Source organism: Conexibacter woesei Iso977N (genome assembly GCF_000424625.1).
GTDB lineage: Bacteria > Actinomycetota > Thermoleophilia > Solirubrobacterales > Solirubrobacteraceae > Baekduia > Baekduia woesei_A.
This window is the reverse complement of the sequence record NZ_AUKG01000001.1, coordinates 944478-964620: the sequence shown is the minus strand read 5'-3', so window position 1 is coordinate 964620 and position 20143 is coordinate 944478. Positions and strand designations below refer to the sequence as shown.

Annotated in this window: 24 protein-coding genes; 14 read left to right on the top strand and 10 right to left on the bottom strand. The window is 73.8% G+C overall.

Annotated features, from left to right (window positions below):
- Positions 1-102: 102 nt before the first annotated feature.
- Entirely contained in the window at positions 103-375 is a 273-nt protein-coding gene (locus H030_RS38835) for a hypothetical protein (RefSeq protein WP_155891836.1), read from the bottom strand.
- 244 nt (positions 376-619) lie between these two features.
- Complete coding sequence (locus tag H030_RS0104755; protein ID WP_196809000.1) at positions 620-1501, bottom strand: RNA polymerase sigma factor; 882 nt, start codon at positions 1499-1501, stop codon at positions 620-622.
- A gap of 227 nt (positions 1502-1728) precedes the next feature.
- On the opposite strand from H030_RS0104755, the gene H030_RS39515 reads away from it, so the two are divergent.
- Entirely contained in the window at positions 1729-1884 is a 156-nt protein-coding gene (locus H030_RS39515) for a DUF6131 family protein (protein ID WP_196808999.1), read from the top strand.
- Between the two features lie 24 nt (positions 1885-1908).
- Here H030_RS39515 and H030_RS0104745 read toward each other — a convergent pair whose 3' ends face one another.
- Positions 1909-2652, bottom strand: a complete 744-nt coding sequence (locus H030_RS0104745; protein WP_027005287.1) for a DUF2231 domain-containing protein — start codon at positions 2650-2652, stop codon at positions 1909-1911.
- 110 nt (positions 2653-2762) lie between these two features.
- Between H030_RS0104745 and H030_RS0104740 the strand changes: the two genes are divergently transcribed.
- From H030_RS0104740 to H030_RS0104720, 5 genes are read left to right on the top strand one after another with little or no spacing between them, the layout of a single operon-like run.
- A complete protein-coding gene (locus H030_RS0104740) occupies positions 2763-3437 on the top strand; it encodes a response regulator transcription factor (RefSeq protein WP_155891835.1) in 675 nt (224 codons plus the stop codon).
- A complete protein-coding gene (locus tag H030_RS0104735; RefSeq protein WP_027005285.1) occupies positions 3434-4687 on the top strand; it encodes an ATP-binding protein in 1254 nt (417 codons plus the stop codon). Before H030_RS0104740 ends, H030_RS0104735 begins: the two co-directional genes overlap by 4 nt.
- A gap of 12 nt (positions 4688-4699) precedes the next feature.
- Positions 4700-5209, top strand: coding sequence for a cupin domain-containing protein (locus H030_RS0104730; RefSeq protein WP_027005284.1), 510 nt, complete (start codon positions 4700-4702; stop codon positions 5207-5209).
- A 46-nt stretch (positions 5210-5255) separates the two neighbouring features.
- The gene (locus H030_RS0104725; RefSeq protein WP_027005283.1) at positions 5256-6272 is read left to right on the top strand and encodes an aldo/keto reductase; all 1017 of its coding nucleotides are present in this window, start codon (positions 5256-5258) and stop codon (positions 6270-6272) included.
- Positions 6273-6287: 15 nt separating this feature from the next.
- The gene (locus H030_RS0104720) at positions 6288-6686 is read left to right on the top strand and encodes a cupin domain-containing protein (RefSeq protein ID WP_027005282.1); all 399 of its coding nucleotides are present in this window, start codon (positions 6288-6290) and stop codon (positions 6684-6686) included.
- A 105-nt stretch (positions 6687-6791) separates the two neighbouring features.
- Here the strand turns inward: H030_RS0104720 and H030_RS29285 are convergent, their stop codons facing one another.
- The gene (locus H030_RS29285) at positions 6792-7370 is read right to left on the bottom strand and encodes a pyridoxine/pyridoxamine 5'-phosphate oxidase (protein WP_051221709.1); all 579 of its coding nucleotides are present in this window, start codon (positions 7368-7370) and stop codon (positions 6792-6794) included.
- Positions 7371-7410: 40 nt separating this feature from the next.
- Here H030_RS29285 and H030_RS29280 point away from each other — a divergent pair, with 40 nt between their 5' ends.
- Complete coding sequence (locus tag H030_RS29280) at positions 7411-8010, top strand: GNAT family N-acetyltransferase (RefSeq protein ID WP_051221707.1); 600 nt, start codon at positions 7411-7413, stop codon at positions 8008-8010.
- 25 nt (positions 8011-8035) lie between these two features.
- Here the strand turns inward: H030_RS29280 and H030_RS0104705 are convergent, their stop codons facing one another.
- Complete coding sequence (locus H030_RS0104705) at positions 8036-8464, bottom strand: VOC family protein (protein ID WP_035125872.1); 429 nt, start codon at positions 8462-8464, stop codon at positions 8036-8038.
- A gap of 67 nt (positions 8465-8531) precedes the next feature.
- Between H030_RS0104705 and H030_RS29275 the strand changes: the two genes are divergently transcribed.
- From H030_RS29275 to sigJ, 4 genes are read left to right on the top strand one after another with little or no spacing between them, the layout of a single operon-like run.
- The gene (locus H030_RS29275) at positions 8532-9356 is read left to right on the top strand and encodes a helix-turn-helix domain-containing protein (protein ID WP_051221706.1); all 825 of its coding nucleotides are present in this window, start codon (positions 8532-8534) and stop codon (positions 9354-9356) included.
- 42 nt (positions 9357-9398) lie between these two features.
- Complete coding sequence (locus tag H030_RS36325; RefSeq protein WP_051221704.1) at positions 9399-9968, top strand: YceI family protein; 570 nt, start codon at positions 9399-9401, stop codon at positions 9966-9968.
- Positions 9955-10389: an ester cyclase gene (locus tag H030_RS0104690; RefSeq protein WP_027005280.1), complete on the top strand. Its 435-nt coding sequence runs from the start codon at positions 9955-9957 to the stop codon at positions 10387-10389. The genes H030_RS36325 and H030_RS0104690 overlap by 14 nt, the downstream gene beginning before the upstream one ends.
- A 24-nt stretch (positions 10390-10413) precedes the next feature.
- A complete protein-coding gene (sigJ, locus tag H030_RS29265) occupies positions 10414-11421 on the top strand; it encodes an RNA polymerase sigma factor SigJ (RefSeq protein ID WP_035126595.1) in 1008 nt (335 codons plus the stop codon).
- A gap of 18 nt (positions 11422-11439) precedes the next feature.
- Here sigJ and H030_RS0104680 read toward each other — a convergent pair whose 3' ends face one another.
- Positions 11440-11805, bottom strand: a complete 366-nt coding sequence (locus H030_RS0104680) for a VOC family protein (RefSeq protein ID WP_035125870.1) — start codon at positions 11803-11805, stop codon at positions 11440-11442.
- An 85-nt stretch (positions 11806-11890) separates the two neighbouring features.
- On the opposite strand from H030_RS0104680, the gene H030_RS29260 reads away from it, so the two are divergent.
- The 3 genes from H030_RS29260 (at position 11891) to H030_RS0104665 (ending at position 16491) form a co-directional block, all read left to right on the top strand.
- Entirely contained in the window at positions 11891-12379 is a 489-nt protein-coding gene (locus H030_RS29260; RefSeq protein WP_035125868.1) for a MarR family winged helix-turn-helix transcriptional regulator, read from the top strand.
- A gap of 82 nt (positions 12380-12461) precedes the next feature.
- A complete protein-coding gene (locus tag H030_RS0104670) occupies positions 12462-14741 on the top strand; it encodes a phosphoenolpyruvate synthase (protein ID WP_231398358.1) in 2280 nt (759 codons plus the stop codon).
- Between the two features lie 163 nt (positions 14742-14904).
- Positions 14905-16491 (top strand): ABC transporter substrate-binding protein, encoded by a 1587-nt coding sequence (locus H030_RS0104665; RefSeq protein ID WP_027005277.1) that lies wholly within the window; start codon positions 14905-14907, stop codon positions 16489-16491.
- On the opposite strand, the gene H030_RS0104660 is transcribed toward H030_RS0104665, so the two are convergent.
- Genes H030_RS0104660 through H030_RS29255 form a run of 4 tightly spaced genes read right to left on the bottom strand, consistent with a single transcriptional unit; the run spans position 16481 to position 20089 of the window.
- Complete coding sequence (locus H030_RS0104660; RefSeq protein WP_027005276.1) at positions 16481-17251, bottom strand: hypothetical protein; 771 nt, start codon at positions 17249-17251, stop codon at positions 16481-16483. The two genes, H030_RS0104665 and H030_RS0104660, sit on opposite strands and share 11 nt — an antisense overlap.
- A gap of 26 nt (positions 17252-17277) precedes the next feature.
- The gene (locus tag H030_RS0104655; protein ID WP_027005275.1) at positions 17278-17670 is read right to left on the bottom strand and encodes a hypothetical protein; all 393 of its coding nucleotides are present in this window, start codon (positions 17668-17670) and stop codon (positions 17278-17280) included.
- Positions 17670-19106, bottom strand: a complete 1437-nt coding sequence (locus H030_RS0104650; protein ID WP_027005274.1) for a hypothetical protein — start codon at positions 19104-19106, stop codon at positions 17670-17672. Before H030_RS0104650 ends, H030_RS0104655 begins: the two co-directional genes overlap by 1 nt.
- Positions 19106-20089 (bottom strand): hypothetical protein, encoded by a 984-nt coding sequence (locus H030_RS29255; protein ID WP_051221702.1) that lies wholly within the window; start codon positions 20087-20089, stop codon positions 19106-19108. Before H030_RS29255 ends, H030_RS0104650 begins: the two co-directional genes overlap by 1 nt.
- Between the last annotated feature and the right edge of the window lie 54 nt (positions 20090-20143).

Sequence of the window (20143 nt, the reverse complement as noted above, 5' to 3'; positions counted from 1 at the left end):
AGCCCTTCGGGGGCATGCGAGCCTTTTATGGCGATAGGACCTGACCTTGCCCTTCTCGGCGCGTTGATGAAGGACGAAGTGACGACCCGCGAGCAGGCAGTCCTAGGGCGAAGGCTGCTCGCTCCGCGCGACCTTCTTGGCCTGGCCGGGCGGCAGCGTGGCGGGCGCCGGAGGCGTCGCTGCGGTGTCGCTCGCCGCCGGAGCCGGGGCGGCGTCGGTCTTCTTGGCCTGGCCGGGCGGCAACGCGCCGTCGGCCCTCTTGGCCTGGCCCGGCGGCAACGCGCCAACGTCCCTCTTGGCCTGACCCGGCGGCAACGCGCCAACGGCCCTCTTGACCTGCCCCGGCGGCTGCACGACCGCGGTCGTCTTGGGCACCGCGACCGGTCGGGTGGCAGCTGGGGTGACAGTGACGGCCGGGGCCGGGGCGGCGGGAGGTCGGTGAGCGACGGTCTTCGCGCGGGCGTGCGGCGCGCGCGAGGGCGGGACCCTGGAGGACGCCCGCTGCGGAACCGGCCTCGCCGGCCTAACGGCAGCGGCGACGACGGTCGTCCTGGTCGGGGTCGACGATCGCACCTTCGCCCTCGCCACCGGGACGCTCTTGGCTTCGGCGGCGCGGGTCCTACCGAGCTCGTGGCGCGCCCCGGCGCCCGCCACCGCGATCGTCACCGCGGCGACCGCGACCTTGGCCGCCAGCGCGCCGCCGCCTCCTCCCGCCACCAAACCGGCACCGCCCGCCCCCGCGCCCGCGCCCGCGCCGGCCCCCGCCCCCCACCGCGGCGCGCGCCAGGAGCCCCAGCGCCGCGGGCGCCGGGAACAGCAGGCGAAGATCGCGCCGCCGGCTGCCGACCGCCTCGGCGAACGCCCGGCACCCGGCGCAGCTGCGCAGGTGCGCGGTCAGGCGGCGGCTGCGCCGCACCCGCCCGTCGCCGTCGGAGATCGCGCGCTCGACCAGCCCGCAGGCCATCGACCGCCCACTCTCGGCCTCGATCAGCGCCCGCCGCGCCTCGTAGATCGTCTGCTTCGCCGCAGCCGGCGAGATGCCCAGCGCGTCGCCGATCTCGGTGTGCCCCAGACCCCCGAGCTCGCGTGACAGCAGCGCGACCCGCTGGCGCTCCGGGAGGTTCGCGAGGTCGGCGCGCAGCGTCGCCAGCCGCTCGCGGCGCTCGGCGTCGCCGGCGACGTCGTCGAGCGCGGGCAGGTCGAGGTCGGCCAGCGTGTCGTGTGACCGGCGCCGGCGGATGATGCTGATCGCCTCGTTGTGCGCGACGCGGAACAGCCACGGCCGCAGCGGGATGTCGCGCCGCGCCGCGTCGGGCTTGGTCCAGATCGCCGCCCACGTCCCCTGCGCCGCGTCCTGGGCGTCCTCGTCGTCGCGCAGCAGCGAGCGGCAGTACCGGACGACGTCGTGGTGATGGTCGCTGTAGAGCTGCGTGAACGCCGACCCGTCACCGGCGCCGAACCGGCGCCACAGCTCCTCCGCGTCCCGTGGCCGTGTGCTCACGCCGTCATCGTCCCTGGTCGAGCGCACCGCCAAACCCACGATCCGCCGCCGGCCGGGTGCGAGTCCCACAACAACGCGACACGACACCGAAGGTCAGGTGCGAGTTCCGCGGGCCGTCCGCCCATCGCAATCGACGCTGTTCCGGGGCCGCTGCGGGTACGGCGAGGGCACCGCCGGCCGACCGTCCGTCGACCGCGCGGGCCACCACCCCAACCAAGAGGTCCCTCATGATCATCCTCGGCCTGATCCTCCTGCTGCTCGGCTTCGCGCTGGGCATCGGCATCCTCTGGACCATCGGCATCGTGCTCATCATCATCGGCGCCGTGCTCTGGGTCCTCGGCTCCACGGATCGCGCAGTCGCCGGCCGCCGCCACTACTGGTGACGCGCGGCGCACGGCCGGCGTCGCTCAGTCGCGACGCCCGGCCGGCGCGAGCGTCTTCAGCCACGCGTCGATCGCCGCGAAGTCCCTGTCTGTCACCACGCTCGACGGGAACAGACCATGTTGATGGACTCGCCGGAAGTCGGGCAGCTCGCGGCCGCCGGCCAGCGGCGGCGCGCGCAGCCCTTGGGCGAGGTCGCCGTGGCAGCGCGCGCAGCCCAGGCCCTGAGCGGAGAACGCGGCCTTGCCGGCCTGCACCATCGGCGTCCCCGTCGCCAGCGCGACGTGCAGCCTCGACGCGCCGGTCGCGCTCTGGGCCAGCTGCCCGCCGTCGTAGACGCCGACGCCGTGCTCGTAGGTCATGCGCCCGCCGAGGTAGCCCTGCACGACGACGCCGACAACGACCAGGACCGCGAGGATCGGGACGATCACCGGCCGGTGGTCGACGCCGTCGGCGCGTCGGCTGCGCCACCAGTCGCCGGCCGCCAGCACGGCCAGGACCGCGATCGCGATCCCCAGCCAGAAGTGCGCGTTGCCCAGCCGGAAGTGCTGACCGCGCAGCTCCGTCTGGGCCTGGCCCCAGACCAGCAGGCCGGTGGCGCCGGAGGCGGCGACGCCGAGCACCGCCGCCCCCAGCGCCCAGGGCTCCGCGCCGACGACGGCGGCGCCCCCGCGTCCCGCGCGCCGGACGAAGTGCAGGATCGCGAACAGCGGGATCGCCACGACCGCCAGGTGCGTCGCGGCGCCGTGCAGCTCGGAGAGATGCGGCATGGCCGGGCAGGATCGCGGGCGCAGGGTCAAGGAACGGCAAAGGCGCAGCAGGCCTCGCCGAAGCCTTGCCTGTTCGTCGACTGCCCGACCCACCGCCCTACGATCCGCACGTGGCCCGTCTGCTGATCGTCGAGGACGACGAGGGGATCCGCGTCCCGCTGGCGCGGGCGCTCGAGCGCGAGGGCTACGCGGTCGACGGCGCCACGACCGGCGAGGAGGCGCTGCTGCGCGCCGCGCGTGAGGACGAGCAGCACGACCTGGTGATCATCGACGTCGGCCTGCCCGGCATCGACGGCCTCGAGGTCTGCCGGCGCATCCGCGCGCAGCGGCCGGCCGTCCCGATCCTGTTCCTGACCGCCCAGGACGGCGAGCTGGACATCGTCGACGGCCTCGACGCCGGCGCCGACGACTACGTCACCAAGCCCTTCCGCGTCAGCGAGCTGCTCGCGCGCGTGCGCGCGCACCTGAGAAGAACGACGTCGCCGGAGCTGTCGGAGGCCGGCGACGTCCGGATCGACCGCGCCGCGCGCCGCGCCTGGCGCGGCGACGAGGAGCTCGACCTCTCCCCCAAGGAGCACGACCTGCTCGCGCTGCTCGTCGCCGAGGCCGGGCGCGTCGTCACGCGCGAGCGGATCATGGCCGAGGTCTGGGACGAGAACTGGTTCGGCTCGACCAAGACGCTGGACATGCACGTCTCCTGGCTCCGCCGCAAGCTCGGCGAGGACGCGAGCGACCCCAAGCACTTGATCACCGTGCGCGGCGTCGGCCTGCGCTTCGAGCCGTGACCGTCCGCCGGCGCCTGACGACCTCGACGGCGCTGATCGCGCTCGCCGCGGTGTTGGTCCTCGGCATCCCGCTCGGCGCGGTCGAGGCCGCGCGCGTGCGCTCCGACCAGACCGGCAAGATCGAGCGCGAGGCCGACGCCGCCGCCAGCGTCATCGACGACCGTCTCCAGCGCGGCATCGCCCCGACGACCGCCGACGTCGCGCCGCTGGTCCGGCCCGGGCACCGCCTGGTCGTCGTCGCCGACGGGCGCCGGATCGCCGCCGGCGCGCGGCTCGAGGACGGCGTCGTCGCGGCGCGCGCGGGCACGACCGGCGCCGCCGTCGTGACCGCGTCGGCGCCCGCGAGCGAGATCAACCGCCGCGTCCGGCGCTCCTGGCTGCTGATCGCCCTGCTCGGCGCCGGCGGCATCGCGGTCGCCACCGCCCTGGCGGCGATCCAGGCGCGGCGCCTGTCGCGGCCGCTGGAGCGCGTCGCGCGCACGTCCGCGCGCCTGGGCGACGGCGACTTCTCCGCCCGCGCCCCGCGCTCCGGCGTCCCGGAGATCGACGCGATCGGCCAGGCCCTGGACACCAGCGCCGAGCGCATCGCCGAGCTCGTCGCCCGCGAGCGCGAGTTCTCCTCCAACATCTCCCACCAGCTGCGCACGCCGCTGACCGCCCTGCGCCTGCGCCTGGAGGAGAGCGCCGCTGCCGACGATCCGGAGGCGCTGCGCGAGGAGCTCGACGCCGCCCTGCGCGAGGCCGACCGCCTCGAGGCGATGATCGCCGAGCTGCTCGCCCTCGCACGTTCCACCGCCCACGGCGACCAGATCGCCGTCGACCTGCCGGACGTCGTGCGCGACCACGCCGCCGCCTGGACGGCGATCTACGCCCGCGCCGGCCGGCGCGTGGCGGTGACCACCGACGGCGACGCGGCGGTCCGCGCCGTCGCCTCCCCCGGCACCGTCGGCCAGGTCCTCGACGTCCTGCTCGACAACGCCCTCCGGCACGGCGCCGGACCGGTGACGATCCACGTGCGCCAGGACACGCGGCTCGCCACGGTGACCGTCGAGGACACCGGCGACGGGATCGCCGGCGACGACGCCGAGCGCGTGTTCGACCGCGGAGCGTCCCACACCGACGGCGGCACCGGCATCGGCCTGCACCTCGCCCGCGCGCTGGCCCGCGCCGACGGCGGCAGCCTGCGCCTGACCCGCGCCGCGCCGCCGTGCTTCGAGCTGCGCCTGCGCCGTGCCGGCGACGGGTTGTAGGACAATGCGGCCATGCCCGAAGCCAAGCTGGACGACGGCGTGCCCCAGACCGCCGGCTGGTTCGTCGTCAACGCCCGCGACGCGCCGTGGATCGCCAACACGATGCGCACCGTCTGCCGCTTCGGCGGCGAGGGCGACGCGCACTTCGATGACATGGGCATCGCCTTGTTCTGGCTGCAGCCCGGCCAGCCGATGGCGCTCTACCACCACGAAGCGGGCCAGGAGGACTTCCTGGTCCTGCAGGGCACCGCGCTGCTGATCGCCGAGGACGCCGAGCGGCCGCTGGGGCCGTGGGACCTCGTGCACTGCCCGCCGCGCACCGGCCACACGATCGTCGCGACCGGCGAGCAGCCCGCACTGATCCTCGCGGCCGGCGCGCGCAAGGAGCGCGGCAGCGCGCAGTACCCCTACAACTCGCTCGCCGACCGCCATGGCGCGGCGGTCCACGACGGCGACACCGCGGACGTCACCTACGCGCGCTCCGGCGCCCTCACGCCGTGCCCGGCGCCGCCGCTGCCCTGAGGGGTCGGCGACGACTCGACCAACCACTAGAACAAGGAGCAACATGATGGAGTACCGCCTTCTGGGACGCACCGGCGTCCAGGTCAGCCCGCTGTGCCTCGGCACGATGATGTTCGGCGCGTGGGGTGAGAAGGACCACGACGAGTCGGTCCGGATCATCCACAGGGCGCTGGATTCCGGGATCAACTTCGTCGACACCGCCGACGTCTACAGCGCCGGGGAGTCGGAGGAGATCGTCGGCAAGGCGCTCAAGGGCCGCCGCGACGACGTCGTCCTGGCGACCAAGTTCTACATGCCGATGGGCGAGGGCCCCAACAACGGCGGGGTCTCGCGGCGATGGATCGTCAAGGAGGTCGAGAACTCGCTGCGGCGGTTGCAGACCGACTACATCGACTTGTACCAAGTCCACCGACCTGCTCCGGATGTCGACGTGGAGGAGACGCTCGGCGCGCTGACCGATCTCGTGACGGCCGGCAAGGTCCGCTACATCGGCTCGTCGTCCTACTCGGGCGCGCAGATCGTCGAGGCGCAGTGGACGGCGCGCGAGCGCGGGCTCCAGCGCTTCCGGACCGAGCAGCCGCCGTACTCGCTGCTGACGCGCGGCATCGAGCTCGACGTCCTCCCGGCCGCCCAGCGCCACGGCATGGGCATCCTCACCTACAGCCCGCTGGGCGGCGGCTGGCTCTCGGGCTCCTGGAGCGCCGACAGCTCGCCGACGTCGCCCGCGCGCAGGCGGCTCGCCGCCCGGTTCGACATGGACCTGCCCGAGAACCAGCTGAAGCTGCAGGCCGTCGAGCAGCTCCAGCAGGTCGCCGACGACGCCGGCCTGACGATGATCGAGCTGGCCATCGCGTTCGTCATCAACCACCCCGGCGTGACCTCGGCGATCATCGGCCCGCGCACGATGGAGCAGCTCGACAGCCAGCTCCCCGCCGCCGCCGTGACCCTCAGCGCCGAGACCCTCGACCGCATCGACGCGATCGTCAAGCCCGGCGTCATCATCAACCCCGCCGACACCAGCTACGGCGAGCAGGTGCTCGCCCCGGCCCTCCGCCGCCGCTAGAGCAAGGACATCATCATGGAGATCACCCGCAGCAGTATCGACACCAACAAGGGCCCGGCCAGCTGGTTCACCGGCGACGTCTACATCGACGCGGTCGCCGCCCCGGCCGGCAGCTCGACCTTCGCCGCGGCCGCCGTGCACTTCACGCCCGGCGCCCGGACCGCCTGGCACACCCACCCGCACGGGCAGACGATCTTCGTCACCGAAGGCGTCGGACGCTGCCAGCGCGAGGGCGGCCCGATCGAGAAGATCCGCCCCGGCGACCGCGTCTTCTTCGAGCCCGGCGAGAACCACTGGCACGGCGCCGCGCCCGGCCGCTTCATGGTCCACATCGCCATGCAGCAGAACGACGACTCCGGCTCACCGGTCACCTGGGGCGAGCACGTCACCGACGAGCAGTACGGAGCCGCGTGACGGCGCCCAACGAGAACGCCTGCGCGCACCTCGTCGCGGGCCCGGAGTTGTTGGGGTGGTTGACCGGTGACTGGTCGGTGCAGCGCCTCGTCCTAGGTGTAAGTCCTAGGGCGCGAGCAGCCGGGCGGTCCAGCCGTCCCCGTCGCGGAGGTAGAGCCGTCGCTCGTGCAGGCGATCGGGCGACTCCTCCCAGAACTCGACGGCGCTCGGCGTCAGCTCCAGCGCGCCCCAGTCGGGCGGGCACGGCGGTGGCGTCTCGGCGACGGTGGTCAGGTGCGAGAGGCGATCGCGCAGCGGCCCGAGGTCGTCGATCGCCTCGCCCTGACGCGAGACGATCGCCTGCCAGCGGTGCAGCACGTCGCGCTCGCCGAATAGCTCCTCGGCCAGCGCCCGCGGACCCACGTGCGCCTGCGCGGTCACGTGCACCTGCCGGCCGAGCGACGGCCAGTGGAACAGCAACGCGACATGCGGGTTCGCCGCGACCTCGCGCGCCCTGCGCGTCCACAGCGCCGACGTGAAGACCAACGCCTCGTCCTCGACGCGCTTGAGCGTCACCGTCCGCGCCGACGGCCGCCCCTCCCCGTCGGCGGTCACGAACGCCACCGACGCCGGGTGCTCCAACGCGGCGCGGCGCGCCTCGTCGATCCAGGCCTCCAACAACCGCAGCGGGTGCGCGTCGCTCACCCGCACATCATCCTCGACCCCGATCGATCAGGCTTCGCCGATGGACCGCTCGCCTCGTGCCGCCACGCTGGCGGAAGCCGGCGCCCTCACCGCCACCCTGGCCGCGGCGTTCGAGCACGACCCGGTCCTCGGCTGGCTGATCCCGGACCGGCACCGGCGGCTGCGCCGGCTCGAGCGGTTCTTCGCCCTGGAGCTCCGGCATGTCGTGCTCCCGGCCGGCACGGCCTGGACCGTGGACGGCAACGCCGGCGCGTCGCTGGAGCTGCCACCGGGCCGCTGGCGCATGCCGGTCGGCGCGCAGCTCGCGCACGGCCCGGCGTTCACGCGCGTGTTCGCACGACGGCTCCTGCACGCGCTCGGGCTGATCACCGTGATGGAGCACCGCCACCCGCGCGAGCCCCACTGCTACATCCCGTATGTCGGCGTCGCCCCGGCCGCCCAGGGGCAAAGGCTCGGCACCGCGCTCATGCGACCGACCCTGGACCGCTGCGACCGCGAGCACCTGCCCGCCTACCTCGAAGCGACCAGCGAGCGCAACGCCGCCCTCTACGAGCGCCTCGGCTTCGAGCACCTCGGCGCCTTCAGGTTCGGCAGCAGCCCACCGCTCTGGCCGATGCGCCGGCCGCCGGCGGCTCGGTGAGAGCGGCGGCGACGCGTGGTACCCCTCAGGCGAACAGCTCGGCCGCCGCAGCCACGACCTCGTCGTGCGGTACGTCGCGCACGTGCTCGGCGATGTTCCACCGATGCCCGAACGGGTCCTCGAGCCGGCCGTGCTTGTCGCCCCAGAACATCTCGCTCAGCGGCTGCAGCACCGTGGCGCCCGCGGCGATCGCCTGCGCGAACGCGGCCTCCGCGTCGCCCACGTCGAGCGCCAGCACGACCGGCGTGCCGCCGACCGACGGCGGCGCGAGCACGCCCATCTCCGGGAACTCGTCGGCCAGGTGCAGCTCGCTGTCGCCGACGCGCAACCGCACCGACATCAGCCGGCCGTCGGGCGTGGGGATCCGGCTGAGCTCCTCGGCGCCGAACGCGTCGGCGTAGAACGCGGCGGCGCGCGCGGCACCCTGGACGACGATGTGAGGCGTGATCTGCATGGCCGGAAGGCTGGACCAGGGCACGCGGCACGTCTTGCACGTTCTTGCACCGCCTAGCATCCGCAGCGTGGCCGACGACCAGGTCCGGATGTCCCGCCCGCGCGACGACGCGCGGGTCCTGCTCATGGCCGGCCGGACGACCCGCTACGCGATCGAGCCGCGCGGCGAGTACGTCTTCGGCATCGTGGCCGACCAGCCGATGCGCTCGCGCCGCGGCGCCGAGACGCGCATCGTCCGGCCCGGCCAGCTGGTCGCATGGGATCCGTCGGCGCCCCATGCCGGCGTGGCGATCGACGCCCGTCCGTGGTCGTCGCGGCTCATGGTCGTCGAGGTCGCCGGCCTCGAAGCGATCGCCGGCGACGAGGAGGCGATGCTCATCGGTGATGTCAGCTTCCCGGAGCCGGTCATCACCGACCCCGCGCTCGCCCTCGCGTTCGTCACCATGCACCGCGCGCTGGAGACGGGCGTGTCGCGCCTCGAAGCCGACGAGCGACTCGCCGAGTGGCTCTCCGCGATCGTGCAGCGCTCCTCAGCGGTCAGACGCTCACGGTCGGCGCTGACGCCGCGCGACGACCGCGCGCTGCGCCGTGCGTGCGACTACCTCGGCGAGCACGTCGCGCGCAACGTCGGCCTCGACGAGCTCGCCACCGCCGCGGGCATCGGCAAGTTCCGCCTCATCCGCCTCTTCCGCGAGCGCATCGGCCTCCCGCCCCACGCCCTGCAGCTCGCCCATCGCCTGCGCGACGCGCGACGCCTCCTCGAGCAGGGCCGGCCGATCGCCGACGTCGCGGCCAGCACCGGCTTCACCGACCAGAGCCACCTGCACCGCCACTTCCAGCGCAGCCTCGGCCTCACGCCCGCGGCTTACCAGCGGCGCTTCCGGACGCGATAGCGCGGGTGTCACACGGGCGCTCCTCGTCCTGTCAGGCCTTCCATGTCACCAACTTCGACGACCCCGCCCCTGACGGGCACCTTCCACGCCAACGCGATCAGCTCGACGTTCGCGTTCGCCGTGCGGCACTCCGGCGTCTTCTGGTTCCGCGGCTCGCTGGCGGACGTCAGCGCGACGCTGCGCGCCGACCCCGGCGGCGACGCGCCCTCGCTCGAAGGCTCCGCGCAGGTCGCGTCGATCTCGATCGCCGAGCCGGAGGCCATGCGCGCCAGCGTTCTCGGGCCCCAGTTCTTCGACGCCGCCGACCATCCCGAGCTCACGTTCCGCTCGACGGCGATCCGCTTCGCGCCGGACGGGACCGCCGAGGTCGAGGGCGACCTCACGATGCGCGGCGTGACGCTGCCGGTCACCGCCGGCGGCCGCTACGACGCGCCGCGCCTCAGCGGCTTCGGCGAGATCATGGGCCTGGAGCTCCACACCACGCTCGATCGCCGCGACTTCGGCTTCGACTGGCAGGCGGAGCTGCCGAGCGGCGGCGACGGGGTGAGCTGGGAGGTGCAGCTCGACATCGACCTGCTGCTCGTGCGGGAGGCCGACGATGCCGGGCGCTAGCGCGATCGAGGCGCGCAACACCGCGGCGTTCGCGCGCTTCCACGACGCCACCAACTCGGGCGACCTGGCGCGCATCGAGGCGACGATCGACGAGCTCGTCGTGCCCGACGCGACGATCCACGCACCGGTGCCGTTCGACGCGGCCGGCCCGCAGTTGTTGAAGGTGATCTGGGCGCGCCTCCTGCACGCCTACCCGGACCTCCACATCGAGGTGGAGGACCTGCTCGCCAAGGACGACCGGATCGCCTGCCGCCAGACGGTCACCGCCACGCACCAGGGCGAGCACCTCGGCGTGCCGGCGAGCGGCCGGCCCGTGACCTACGGCGAGATGTTCATCTTGCGGTTCGCGGACGGCCGCATCGCCGAGACCTGGGGCGTGGTCGACATCGCCGCGCAGATGCGGCAGATCGGCGCGGCGTGAGCGCACGCCTGCCAGGACGGGACGATGGGTGACCGGGAGCTCGAGGCGCTCAGGCAGCGCGCCTTCGGCGTGGCGTACCGGATGCTCGGCAGCGTCGCCGAGGCCGAGGACGTGGCCCAGGAGACGGTGCTGCGCCTGACGCGTCAGGACGGACCGATCGAGCAGCCGGCCGCCTGGGTCACGACGGTCGCGACACGGCTGTCGATCAACGTCCTGAAGTCGGCGCGGGTGCGTCGTGAGTCCTACGTCGGGCCGTGGCTGCCGGCGCCGTTGCTGGAAGATCCCGGGCCCGGCCCGGATGCGCGCGCCGAGCTTGCCGACTCCGTGTCGCTGGCCCTGCTCGTCCTGCTCGAGCAGCTGAACCCGATCGAGCGGGCCGCCTACCTGCTGCGCGAGGTGTTCGCCTATGAGTACTCGGACATCGCGAGCATCGTCGGGCTGACCGAGGTCAACGCGCGCCAGATCGTGACGCGTGCACGGAGGCGCATCGAGGCCGGCCGCCCGCGTTTCGACCCGGACGAGGCCGCCCGTGACGCGCTGCTCGCGCGGTTCCTCGCGGCCGCCGAGGAGGGCGACCTCGAGGCGCTGGAGGACCTCCTGGCGAAAGACGCCGTCCTGTACGCCGACGGCGGCGGCAAGGCGATGGCGGCGCCCGAGCCGCTGGTCGGTGCTGCGCTCATCGCGCGGTTCATGGCCGCCATCTCCCAGGTGCGCCCACGGTCGGGCGCGTTCGAGAGCCGGCGGGTGCGGGTCAACGGCCAGCCCGGGCGCGTGCTGCGCGGCCCGGCCGAGCCGCCGTTCGGGCACGCCGAGCGGCTGGCGGCGAAGGAGACCCACGCGCTGCTGAGCGCCGGCGAGCTCGACGCGCAGCAGCTCGCCGCGATCGTGCGGGAGGGCCGCGAGGCCGAGGACGCGGCCGCCGCCGAGCCGGCCGCGCTCCGGGTCATCAGCGTGCTGACCGTGGACGTCGTCGAAGGCCGGATCCACGCGGTCCGCATCGTGCGCAACCCGGACAAGCTCGCTCATCTGTGAGCTGTCCGGCTCCTTCGCTCAGTCCCGGTGCGTGAGCTGCTGGACCGCCCAGCCGTTGCCGTCGGGGTCGCTGAAGAACGTGAACGAGCCCCACGGGAAGTGCTGGACCTCGGTCGCGTCGATGCCGCGGGCGATCAGCTCGTCGCGGACGGCCGCGACGTCGTCGACGACGAGCTGCAGGCCCTGGACCGAGCCCGGCGCCATCGGCGACAGGCCGGTGCCGATCGCGATCGAGCACGCCGAGCCCGGCGGGGTCAGCTGGACGAACCGCAGCTCGTCGCTCACCGCGTGGTCGTGGTCGGCGTTGAAGCCGGCCTGCTCGGTGTAGAAGGCCTTCGCGCGGTCGACGTCGCTGACGGGGACCTGGACCAGCTCGAGCTTCATGGCGCTCATGGGGATGCCTTTCGCTTCGGGGAGAGGGGCCGCTAAACTTCTCAGCGTCCAAATATCTTAGCGACTAAGAGATCTCATGTCCAGTCCTCCGCGCCCCACCAGCAAGCAGGCCAAGCTCGACCGGCTCGTCGACGCGTTCCGCCACATCGGCAACCTCGACCGCGCCTTCGACAACCTCGCCGCCCGGCACCTCGGCCTCAACCTCACCGACCTCGACTGCATCAACATGATCGAGCGGCGCGGCTCGGTCACCGCGGGCGAGCTGGCGATCGAGGCCGGCCTGACGACCGGCGCGATCACCGGCGTCATCGACCGGCTCGAACGCGCCGGCTACGCGCGCCGCGAGCGCGACGCGGGCGACCGCCGCCGCGTCACCGTCGCCGTGACGCCGGCGTTCTACGCCGCGGCCGCCGACGTCTGGGGCCCGGTCAAGCAGGACTGGGACAGGACGATGGCCGGGCGCTTCACCGGCGAGCAGCTCGACCTGATCGTCGCGTTCCTCGACGCGGCCGGTGCGATCACGGAGCGTCACGTGGAGCGCGTCGGCGCCTTGCCACCTCCATAGTATGGCCACCTGGGGGGCTTGAAACAAGCCCCCACCCGTGCTGCATACTCGCCCGCCGCAAACGACCTTGGGAGGCGCGGCGGTGCAGGAGAGCAAGATGTACGTGTTGGGCATCGGCGAGCTGGACGCGACGCAGGTCGCGCTCGCCGGCGGCAAGGGCGCGAGCTTGGGTGCGCTCGCGAGGATCGAGGGGCTGCGGGTCCCGGACGGGTTCGTGGTGACGACGGACGCGTTCGCGGAGGGGATGACGGACGACGTCGCCGCCGCGATCGGCGCGGCGCTCCAGGACGGCGCGTCGTACGCGGTGCGGTCGAGCGCGACGGGTGAGGACTCCGAGGCCGCGTCGTTCGCCGGGCAGCACGACTCGTTCCTGAACGTGGCGGCGGACGACGTCGTCGAGCACGTGCAGCGGGTGTGGGCGTCGCTGTCATCGCAGCGCGCCGTCGCCTACCGGGAACGTGGCGGCGTCGAGCACGCGGCGATGGCGGTCGTGGTCCAGCGGATGGTCGACGCGGACGCGTCGGGGATCCTGTTCACCGCCGACCCGCTGACCGGCAACCGGAAGCTCGCGAAGGTCGAGGCGGTGCGCGGGCTGGGCGACGCGCTGGTCGCCGGCGAGGTCGCGCCGTCCGACGACGTGCTGAGCGCCGAGCAGGTCCTACAACTCGAAACGATCGGCCGCAGGATCGAGGCGCGCTTCGGCCGGCCGCAGGACATCGAGTGGTGCCTCGACGGCGACGGCTTCGCGATCGTCCAGGCGCGGCCGATCACGACGCTGTTCCCGATCCCGGTGGCCAAGGACGATGACAACCACGTCTACGTCTCGGTCGGCCACCAGCAGATGATGACCGACGCGATGAAGCCGCTCGGCCTCTCGGTCTGGCAGATGGTCGCGATGATCGGGATGCACGAGGCGGGCGGGCGGCTGTTCGTCGACGTCACGCCGCGGCTCGCGTCGCCGGCGATGCGGGCGGCGACCCTGAAGGCGCTGGAGACGTCGGACCCGCTGATCGGCGCCGCGCTGCGCACGGTCCTGGCCCGCGACGGCTTCGTGCCGACGGTCCCGGACGCCGCCCCGCCGGCCGGCGGCCCGCCCGCGCCGCCCGAGCCGATCGCGACCGACCACGCGATCGTCGAAGAGCTGATCGCGCAGAGCGAATCATCGCTCGCGCAGCTGGAGCACGCGATCGCACCGCTCTCCGGCAGCGCGCTGCTCGACTTCGTCGCGAGCGACATCCAGGACATGAAGCGCGCCATCTTCGACCCGCGCGTCCTGCAGGTGATCCTCGCGGCCCAGGAGGCGTCCGAGTGGCTCAACGAGCACCTGGAGGCGTGGCTGGGCGAGCGCGACGCGGCCGACGTCCTGACGCAGTCGGTCCCCGACAACGTCACGTCCGAGATGGGCCTCGCGCTCCTGGACGTCGCCGACGCGCTCCGGGATCGCGACGACGACCTCCCCGCCGCGATCGACGCTGGGGCGCTGGACGCGTTCCTCGACCGCTACGGGATGCGCTGCGTCGGCGAGATCGACATCACGCGCCCGCGCTGGAACGAGCGGCCCGCGGCGCTGGCCCCGGTGCTGCTGAGCAACATCAGGAACTTCGCGCCGGGCGAGGGACGGCGGCACTTCGAGCAAGGCCTACAGGATGCGCAGGCCAAGGAGCGCGACGTGCTGGCGCGCCTGAACCCCGAGCAGGCCGCCGAGACCAAGACCATGATCGACCGCCTCCGCACGTTCAGCGGCTACCGCGAGTACCCCAAGTACGCGATCGTCTGCCGCCTCTGGGTCTACAAGCGCGCGCTGCTGGCCGAGGCCGAGCGCCTCGTCACGGCGGGCGTACTGGAGGACGCGAGCGACATGTCGTACCTGACGTTCGCCCAGCTGCAGGACGCCGTACGGACGCAATCCGTCGACCGCGACGCGATCGACCGCGCCCGCGCGGCGTTCGAGTCCTACACCTCGCTCAGGCCCCCGCGCGTCCTGACCTCCGACGGCGAGGCCGTCGCCGGCTCCTACGCGGCCCGCGACGGCGCGCCCGCCGGCGCGCTGCTCGGCCTCGCGGTCTCCGCCGGGACCGTGGAGGGCCGCGCGCGCGTCGTCCTCGACCTCGAGCACGCGGACTTCGCGCCCGGCGACATCCTCGTCACGACGTTCACCGACCCGAGCTGGACGCCCGCGTTCGTCGCGATCGACGGCCTCGTCACCGAGGTCGGCGGCCTGATGACCCACGGCGCGGTGATCGCCCGCGAGTACGGCCTGCCCGCCGTCGTCGGCGTCCAGGACGCCACGCGCCTGATCCGCGACGGCCAGCGGATCCGCGTCGACGGCACGTCGGGGTACGTCGAGGTCCTGGACCGATGAGCGCTGAGATCCGGCGCGAGCGGGCATACTGCCGCGCGGGATGACCACTTCAGCGCGCCTCATCAGTCGAGCCTCCTTCCTCGCCGTGGCGGCGAGCGCCGTGTGCGCCGCCGCCACGGCGGGTCAGGCCGGACCCGCACCGGCGCCCGGAGGAGCGCTGACGATGCTCGCCCTCAGCGACGTCGACTACCTCGATCCGGGCCACACGTACTACACGTTCGGCGAGATGGTGACGCTGGCGACCAACCGCCCGCTCTACTCGTTCAGGCCCGACGACGCGCTGCATCCGGTGCCGGACCTCGCGGCGGCGCAGCCGGTCATCTCGGCCGACAAGAAGACGGTCACGGTCAGCATCAAGGCGGGGATCAGGTACGCGCCGCCGGTCGACCGCGAGGTGACGTCGGCCGACGTCAAGTACGCGTTCGAGCGCTTCTTCTCGCACAACGTCGGGGGCCAGTACCAGACCTACTTCAGCGTCATCAAGGGCGCGCCGCGCCGGGCGACGCACGGCGTCAGGACGATCTCCGGGATCGCGACGCCCGACCCGCACACGATCGTCTTCCACCTCCGCAACGCATCGGGCGTGCCGTTCGCCGCCTCGCTGGTCATGCCGATCACGGTCCCGGTGCCCGAGGACTACGCCAAGCGCTACGACAAGCACGACCCGTCGACCTACAACACGCACGTCGCCTTCACCGGGCCGTACATGGTGTCCAGCTACAAGTCGGGCCGATCGATCCAGCTGACGCGCAACCCCAACTGGGTCGCGGCCACCGACTACCGCCCCGCCTACGCGGACTCGATCCTGATCAAGACCGACGCGAGCCCGAGCAGGGCCGCGCAGCAGGTCGCGTCCGGCAGCAACCTGCTGCTCGACACGAACCCGACGGCCTCGGTCCTCAGCAGGCTCCAGGCCAGCGCGCCGACGCAGCTGAGCACCGTCGGCGCCGGCGGCTTCCGCTACTACTCGCTCAACACCACCATCAAGCCGCTCAACAACATCAACGTGCGCAAGGCGATCCTCGCGGGCTTCGACCGCACGGCCGCGCGGGCGGCACGCGGCGGGCCCGCCGTCGGCGACATCGCCACCCACTTCCTCCCGCCGGACCTGCCCGGCTTCGCCGAGGCGGGCGGCGCGGCGGGCTTCCCCGAGTTCGACTACTTCAACGCCAACAACGTGTCCGGCAACGCGGCGGTCGCCGCGAAGTACATGAAGAGGGCCGGGTACAGGAGCGGCAGGTACAAGGGCCACCAGCGGCTGCTGCTCGTCGGCCCCAACGCCGAACCGGGCAAGTCCACGATCGAGGTCGCCGCCACCCAGCTGCGCCGGCTCGGCTTCAGGATCAAGCTGCGCCTCGTCCCGCAGGACGACGTCTACACCGACTGGTGCCAGGTCCCGCCCAAGCACGTCGCGGTCTGCGTCGCCGGCTGGTTCAAGGACTTCGCCGACCCGCAGTCGATGCTCGAGCCGGTCTTCAAGGGCTCCAACATCAACCACGACTCCGGCAACATCAACTACTCGATGTTGAACGACGAGAAGATCGACCGCGCCATGAACGCGGCGACGACCGCGACGGGCGACGCCCGCAACCAGGCCTGGGCCAACATCGACAAGATGATCGTCGGCGACGCCGCCGGGATCCCGTTCCTGTGGGACAAGACGACGCTCGTGCGCGCGCCGAACGTCGCCGACGTCCCCAACCCCTACATCGGCCTCTGGGACCTGTCGTTCGCCTCGGTCACCGCTTGACGCGCAGCCTGCGCGTCACGCGCCCGACGCTCCTGCCGCCCTGCCTGAGCGCGACCGTCACCGTGTAGGTGCCGGCCGGGATCCCGCGGGTCGAGCCGAGGCCGAGGTTCACGGTCGCGCCCGGGAGGATCGGGCGCGCGGCGATCGTGCCGGTGTGGGTGCCGCTCGCGCCCTTGATCCGGACGTCGCCGGAGATCGGGCTGACCGTGTTCCCGGTGTTCTTGACCGGCAGGACGATCGCGCTGCCGCTGACCCGCGCGGCCGACGCGCGCACCGCGAGGTGGCGCTTGGCCGACGGCGGGTTCAACCGCAGCGTGCTGATCAGCCGGTAGGCGGCGGTGATCCCGTTCCTGCGCGCCGGCCCGGTCGGGGTCCCGATCGTCTCGATCGACCCATACAACGACCCGGACGCCGGCAGGCTCTTGACGTTCATCGCGACGCTGCGGCGCGCGCCCGGCGCGAGCGTGAACGAGCGCGCGCTCACGCCCAACCGCGACAACAACGTCTTCCTGCGGTCCGGCGCGACCGCGCCGCTGCGCGACTGCGTCCACGGCCGCGGCGTGACGGTGATCCTCAACGTCTTGTTGGTGCTGTTGACGACCGCGAGCGACGCGGTGTCGCCGCGGACGGCGATGCGCTCGATGACCGCCGGGGTGACCGACAGGGCGCCGTCGGCGACGGCGGTGGCGCCGGCCAGCGGCAGCTGCGCGAGCAGCGCGACGGCGGAGGCGGCGAGGACGAGACGGGGCAGGTGAGGCATGGTGATGTTCTTGGTGGGTCGTCGGTTCACGGCGTCGCCGCGGACAGGGTGATCAGGACGGTCGTGGCCGCGGCGGAGGCGGACCTGAGGTGCAAGGTGGTGGACTTCCCGGCGAGGACGTCGTCCCACGCGACGAGCGTCAGCCCGAAGGCGGGATCGAGCGGCGCGTAGAGCCCGGACGCCAGCTCGGCGCTGAGCCCGGACCGCGCGGTCTGCGGCGCGACGCTGAGCCGCGTGCCCGGCTCGGTCGTCGTGACGGTCGCGCGCACGGCCGCGCCGGACTGGTCGAGCCCGAGCGACAGCGTGCTCGACACCGAGCCGCCGATCTCGGTCTCGTCGGCGGGCGCCGCGACGGGCGCGGCGGCGCACGCCAGTGTGGCGAGCAGCGCGATGCCCGCGAGGATCACCCGGCGGCGCATCAGCGCGCCCTCCCCTTCTTCGTGACGGTCGCGACCGCGATCCGGATCCGGACCCGCGCCGACATGTAGCGGAACTCGACGATGCGCGCGCTCGGGTAGGCGAGGATCGCCGTCAGCGCCCCGCCGGCCCGCGTCGCGACGCCGCTCTTGCGGAACGTCCTGCCGCCGAGCGTGCTGTACAGCGACACGCCGATCCCGGACGGAGCCCTCACGCGGCGCCCGCGCACCGCACAGGTCAGCGTGCCCGTGAAGCGGTAGCGCCCGTTGCGGCGCAGCACCGGCACGCCCCTGGTGACGCGCAGGGGCTTGTCCTTCAGGAACACCGAGAGGCGCGGGGAAGCGCAGGCCGCGCTGCCGCCGCCCGTCGCGGAGCCGCCGGCGCCGGAGACGGCGCCGCCGCCGCCCGCCGCGCCCGCGCCCGCGGCCCCGGAGCCGCCCGCCGGCGTCGTCCCCGCGGTGCCGAGCGTGAGCATCGCGGTGCTCTGTCGCTCCGGCGGCGTGTTGTTGATGGGGAAGTCCTGGTCGGTCAGCACCGCGGCGTTGCCCGCCGCGTCGGTGACCGTCACCCGGAGCCGGTGCGCGCCGTCGGTGATCGTCGGCGTCGGGATCGGCAGCTGCAGGTCGGTCACCGCCGCCGGGCAGCCGCCACCGAGCGGCAGGTCGACCGCCGCGTCGCCCGGCGACAGGTCGGTGCAGCCCGCGCCGCCGAGCGGCGCGGCCGCCACGACCACCCCGTCGACGGTCGCCTCGGCGCGTGCCAGCCCGATGCCCGCGTCGGTCGCCCGGACGCTCAGCGTCACGGTCCCGGACGCCGGCGTCACGATCCCGCCGACCGCGCCGCGCGGCGCGTCGGCGTCGTCCATCGTCACCGCAAGGGCATCAACTTGAACGCCCAGCGGAGTCGCCGACGGCGCGGCGCAGCGGTCGGCCGCCGCGCAGCTCACGCCCGCGCTGACGAAGCCGCCGCCCGGCGCCGGGAACGCGACCGCGCCGTCGAGCGCGGCGTTGGTCCCGTCCTCGACGCTGCCGGACTCCAGCACGCCGCCCGCCGTCGCCGCGGCGTAGCGCTGCCCGCCGCCCAGGACCGGCGCACCGCCGAACCCGCTCGTGCGCCGGACGAGCCGGACCTCCGACACCGCGACGCCCGCCGGAAGCTCCGCGCGCCAGCCCGCCGCCGAGCCGGTGGCCGGGTCCGGGCGCGTGAACGCGGCGCGCAGGCCACCGTCGCCGAGCGCGTCCGCGCAGCCGCCGCCGACGAGATCGGCCGTGCCGTCCCCGCTCGCGGTCGCGGTGAACGGCGCGGTCCCGAGCGCCTGGCCCGCCGGGCCGTGGCAGCCCCAGAGCGTGACCGGCGCCGCGCCCGCGGCAGCCGGGAGCGCAACGGCGGCACCCGCCGCCACCGCCGCGAGGCCGAGCCCGAACGCGCGCAGCCCCATCACGCCACCGCCCCGCGCACGCCGCGGCCGCGCCGCCGCGGCACGCCGACCCGGCGCACCACCACGACGACCAACCCCACCAACAAGATCAACGCAACCAACAACGTCCACGGCAGCGTCCACGTCCCGCCCGACGCCGAGACGGCCCTCAGCGGCGACGTCGACCCCGCCGCGTCGACCAGCAGCGGCGTGACCTTCACGCTCGCCCTCGCCCGCAGCGCGGGCGCGACGTCGCGCACCGGCGCCGACACCGTCCAGGACGTCCCCGGCGGCAGCGCCGGCGTGTCCGCCACGCGGCCCGCGCCGCGGCGCCAGACCCCGAGCGGACCCGCCACCGACACCGCCTGGCGCGCGCTCAGGGTCGTGTTCCCCGTGTTGCGCACGGTGTACGACACGGTCGCGTCGCCGGAGCCGACCGGGTTCGCGCTCCCGTCGTACTCGACGTGCACGCCGCTCACCGCCAGCGCCGGCCTCAGCGCGCCGGAGACCCGCAGCCGGATCTGCAGGCCCGCGCGGCGCCCGCCCGCCGTGGTGACGATCCCGCCGACGTGGTCGCCGGCCGCGGCCCCGCGCGGCGGCGTGAGCACGAACGGCACGGTCAGCGTCGCGCCCGGATCGACGGTCACGGCCTGCTGCTGCAGGTGCACCCACGCGCCGACGCCCGCGGCGCGCGCGCTGGCGCCCGCCATGTCGATCCGGCCCGCGGCGTCGAGGACCGCGTCGGCCGGGCGCAGCGACAGGTGCAGCGCCGTCGTCCCCTGGTTGACGATCTCGATGCCGTCCTCGATCCGGCCGCCCGCGCTGAGCGTGTAGCCGTAGTCGGTGCGATCGGTGCCGAAGTCGTTGGCGGCGGTCCGGACCGTCCAGCTCGCGTCCGCCGCGGCGGCCGGCGCGGGGCGGGCGACGAGCGCGCCCAGCGACAGCGCGCTCAGCACCACCACCAACATGGTGCGCAGGTGGGGTGTCGTCGTGTGCGGCGTCATCGGTCCTCGGGAAGTCATAGGTCTTGGTACGACAGTGGGTGGCGGGCGCCTCGA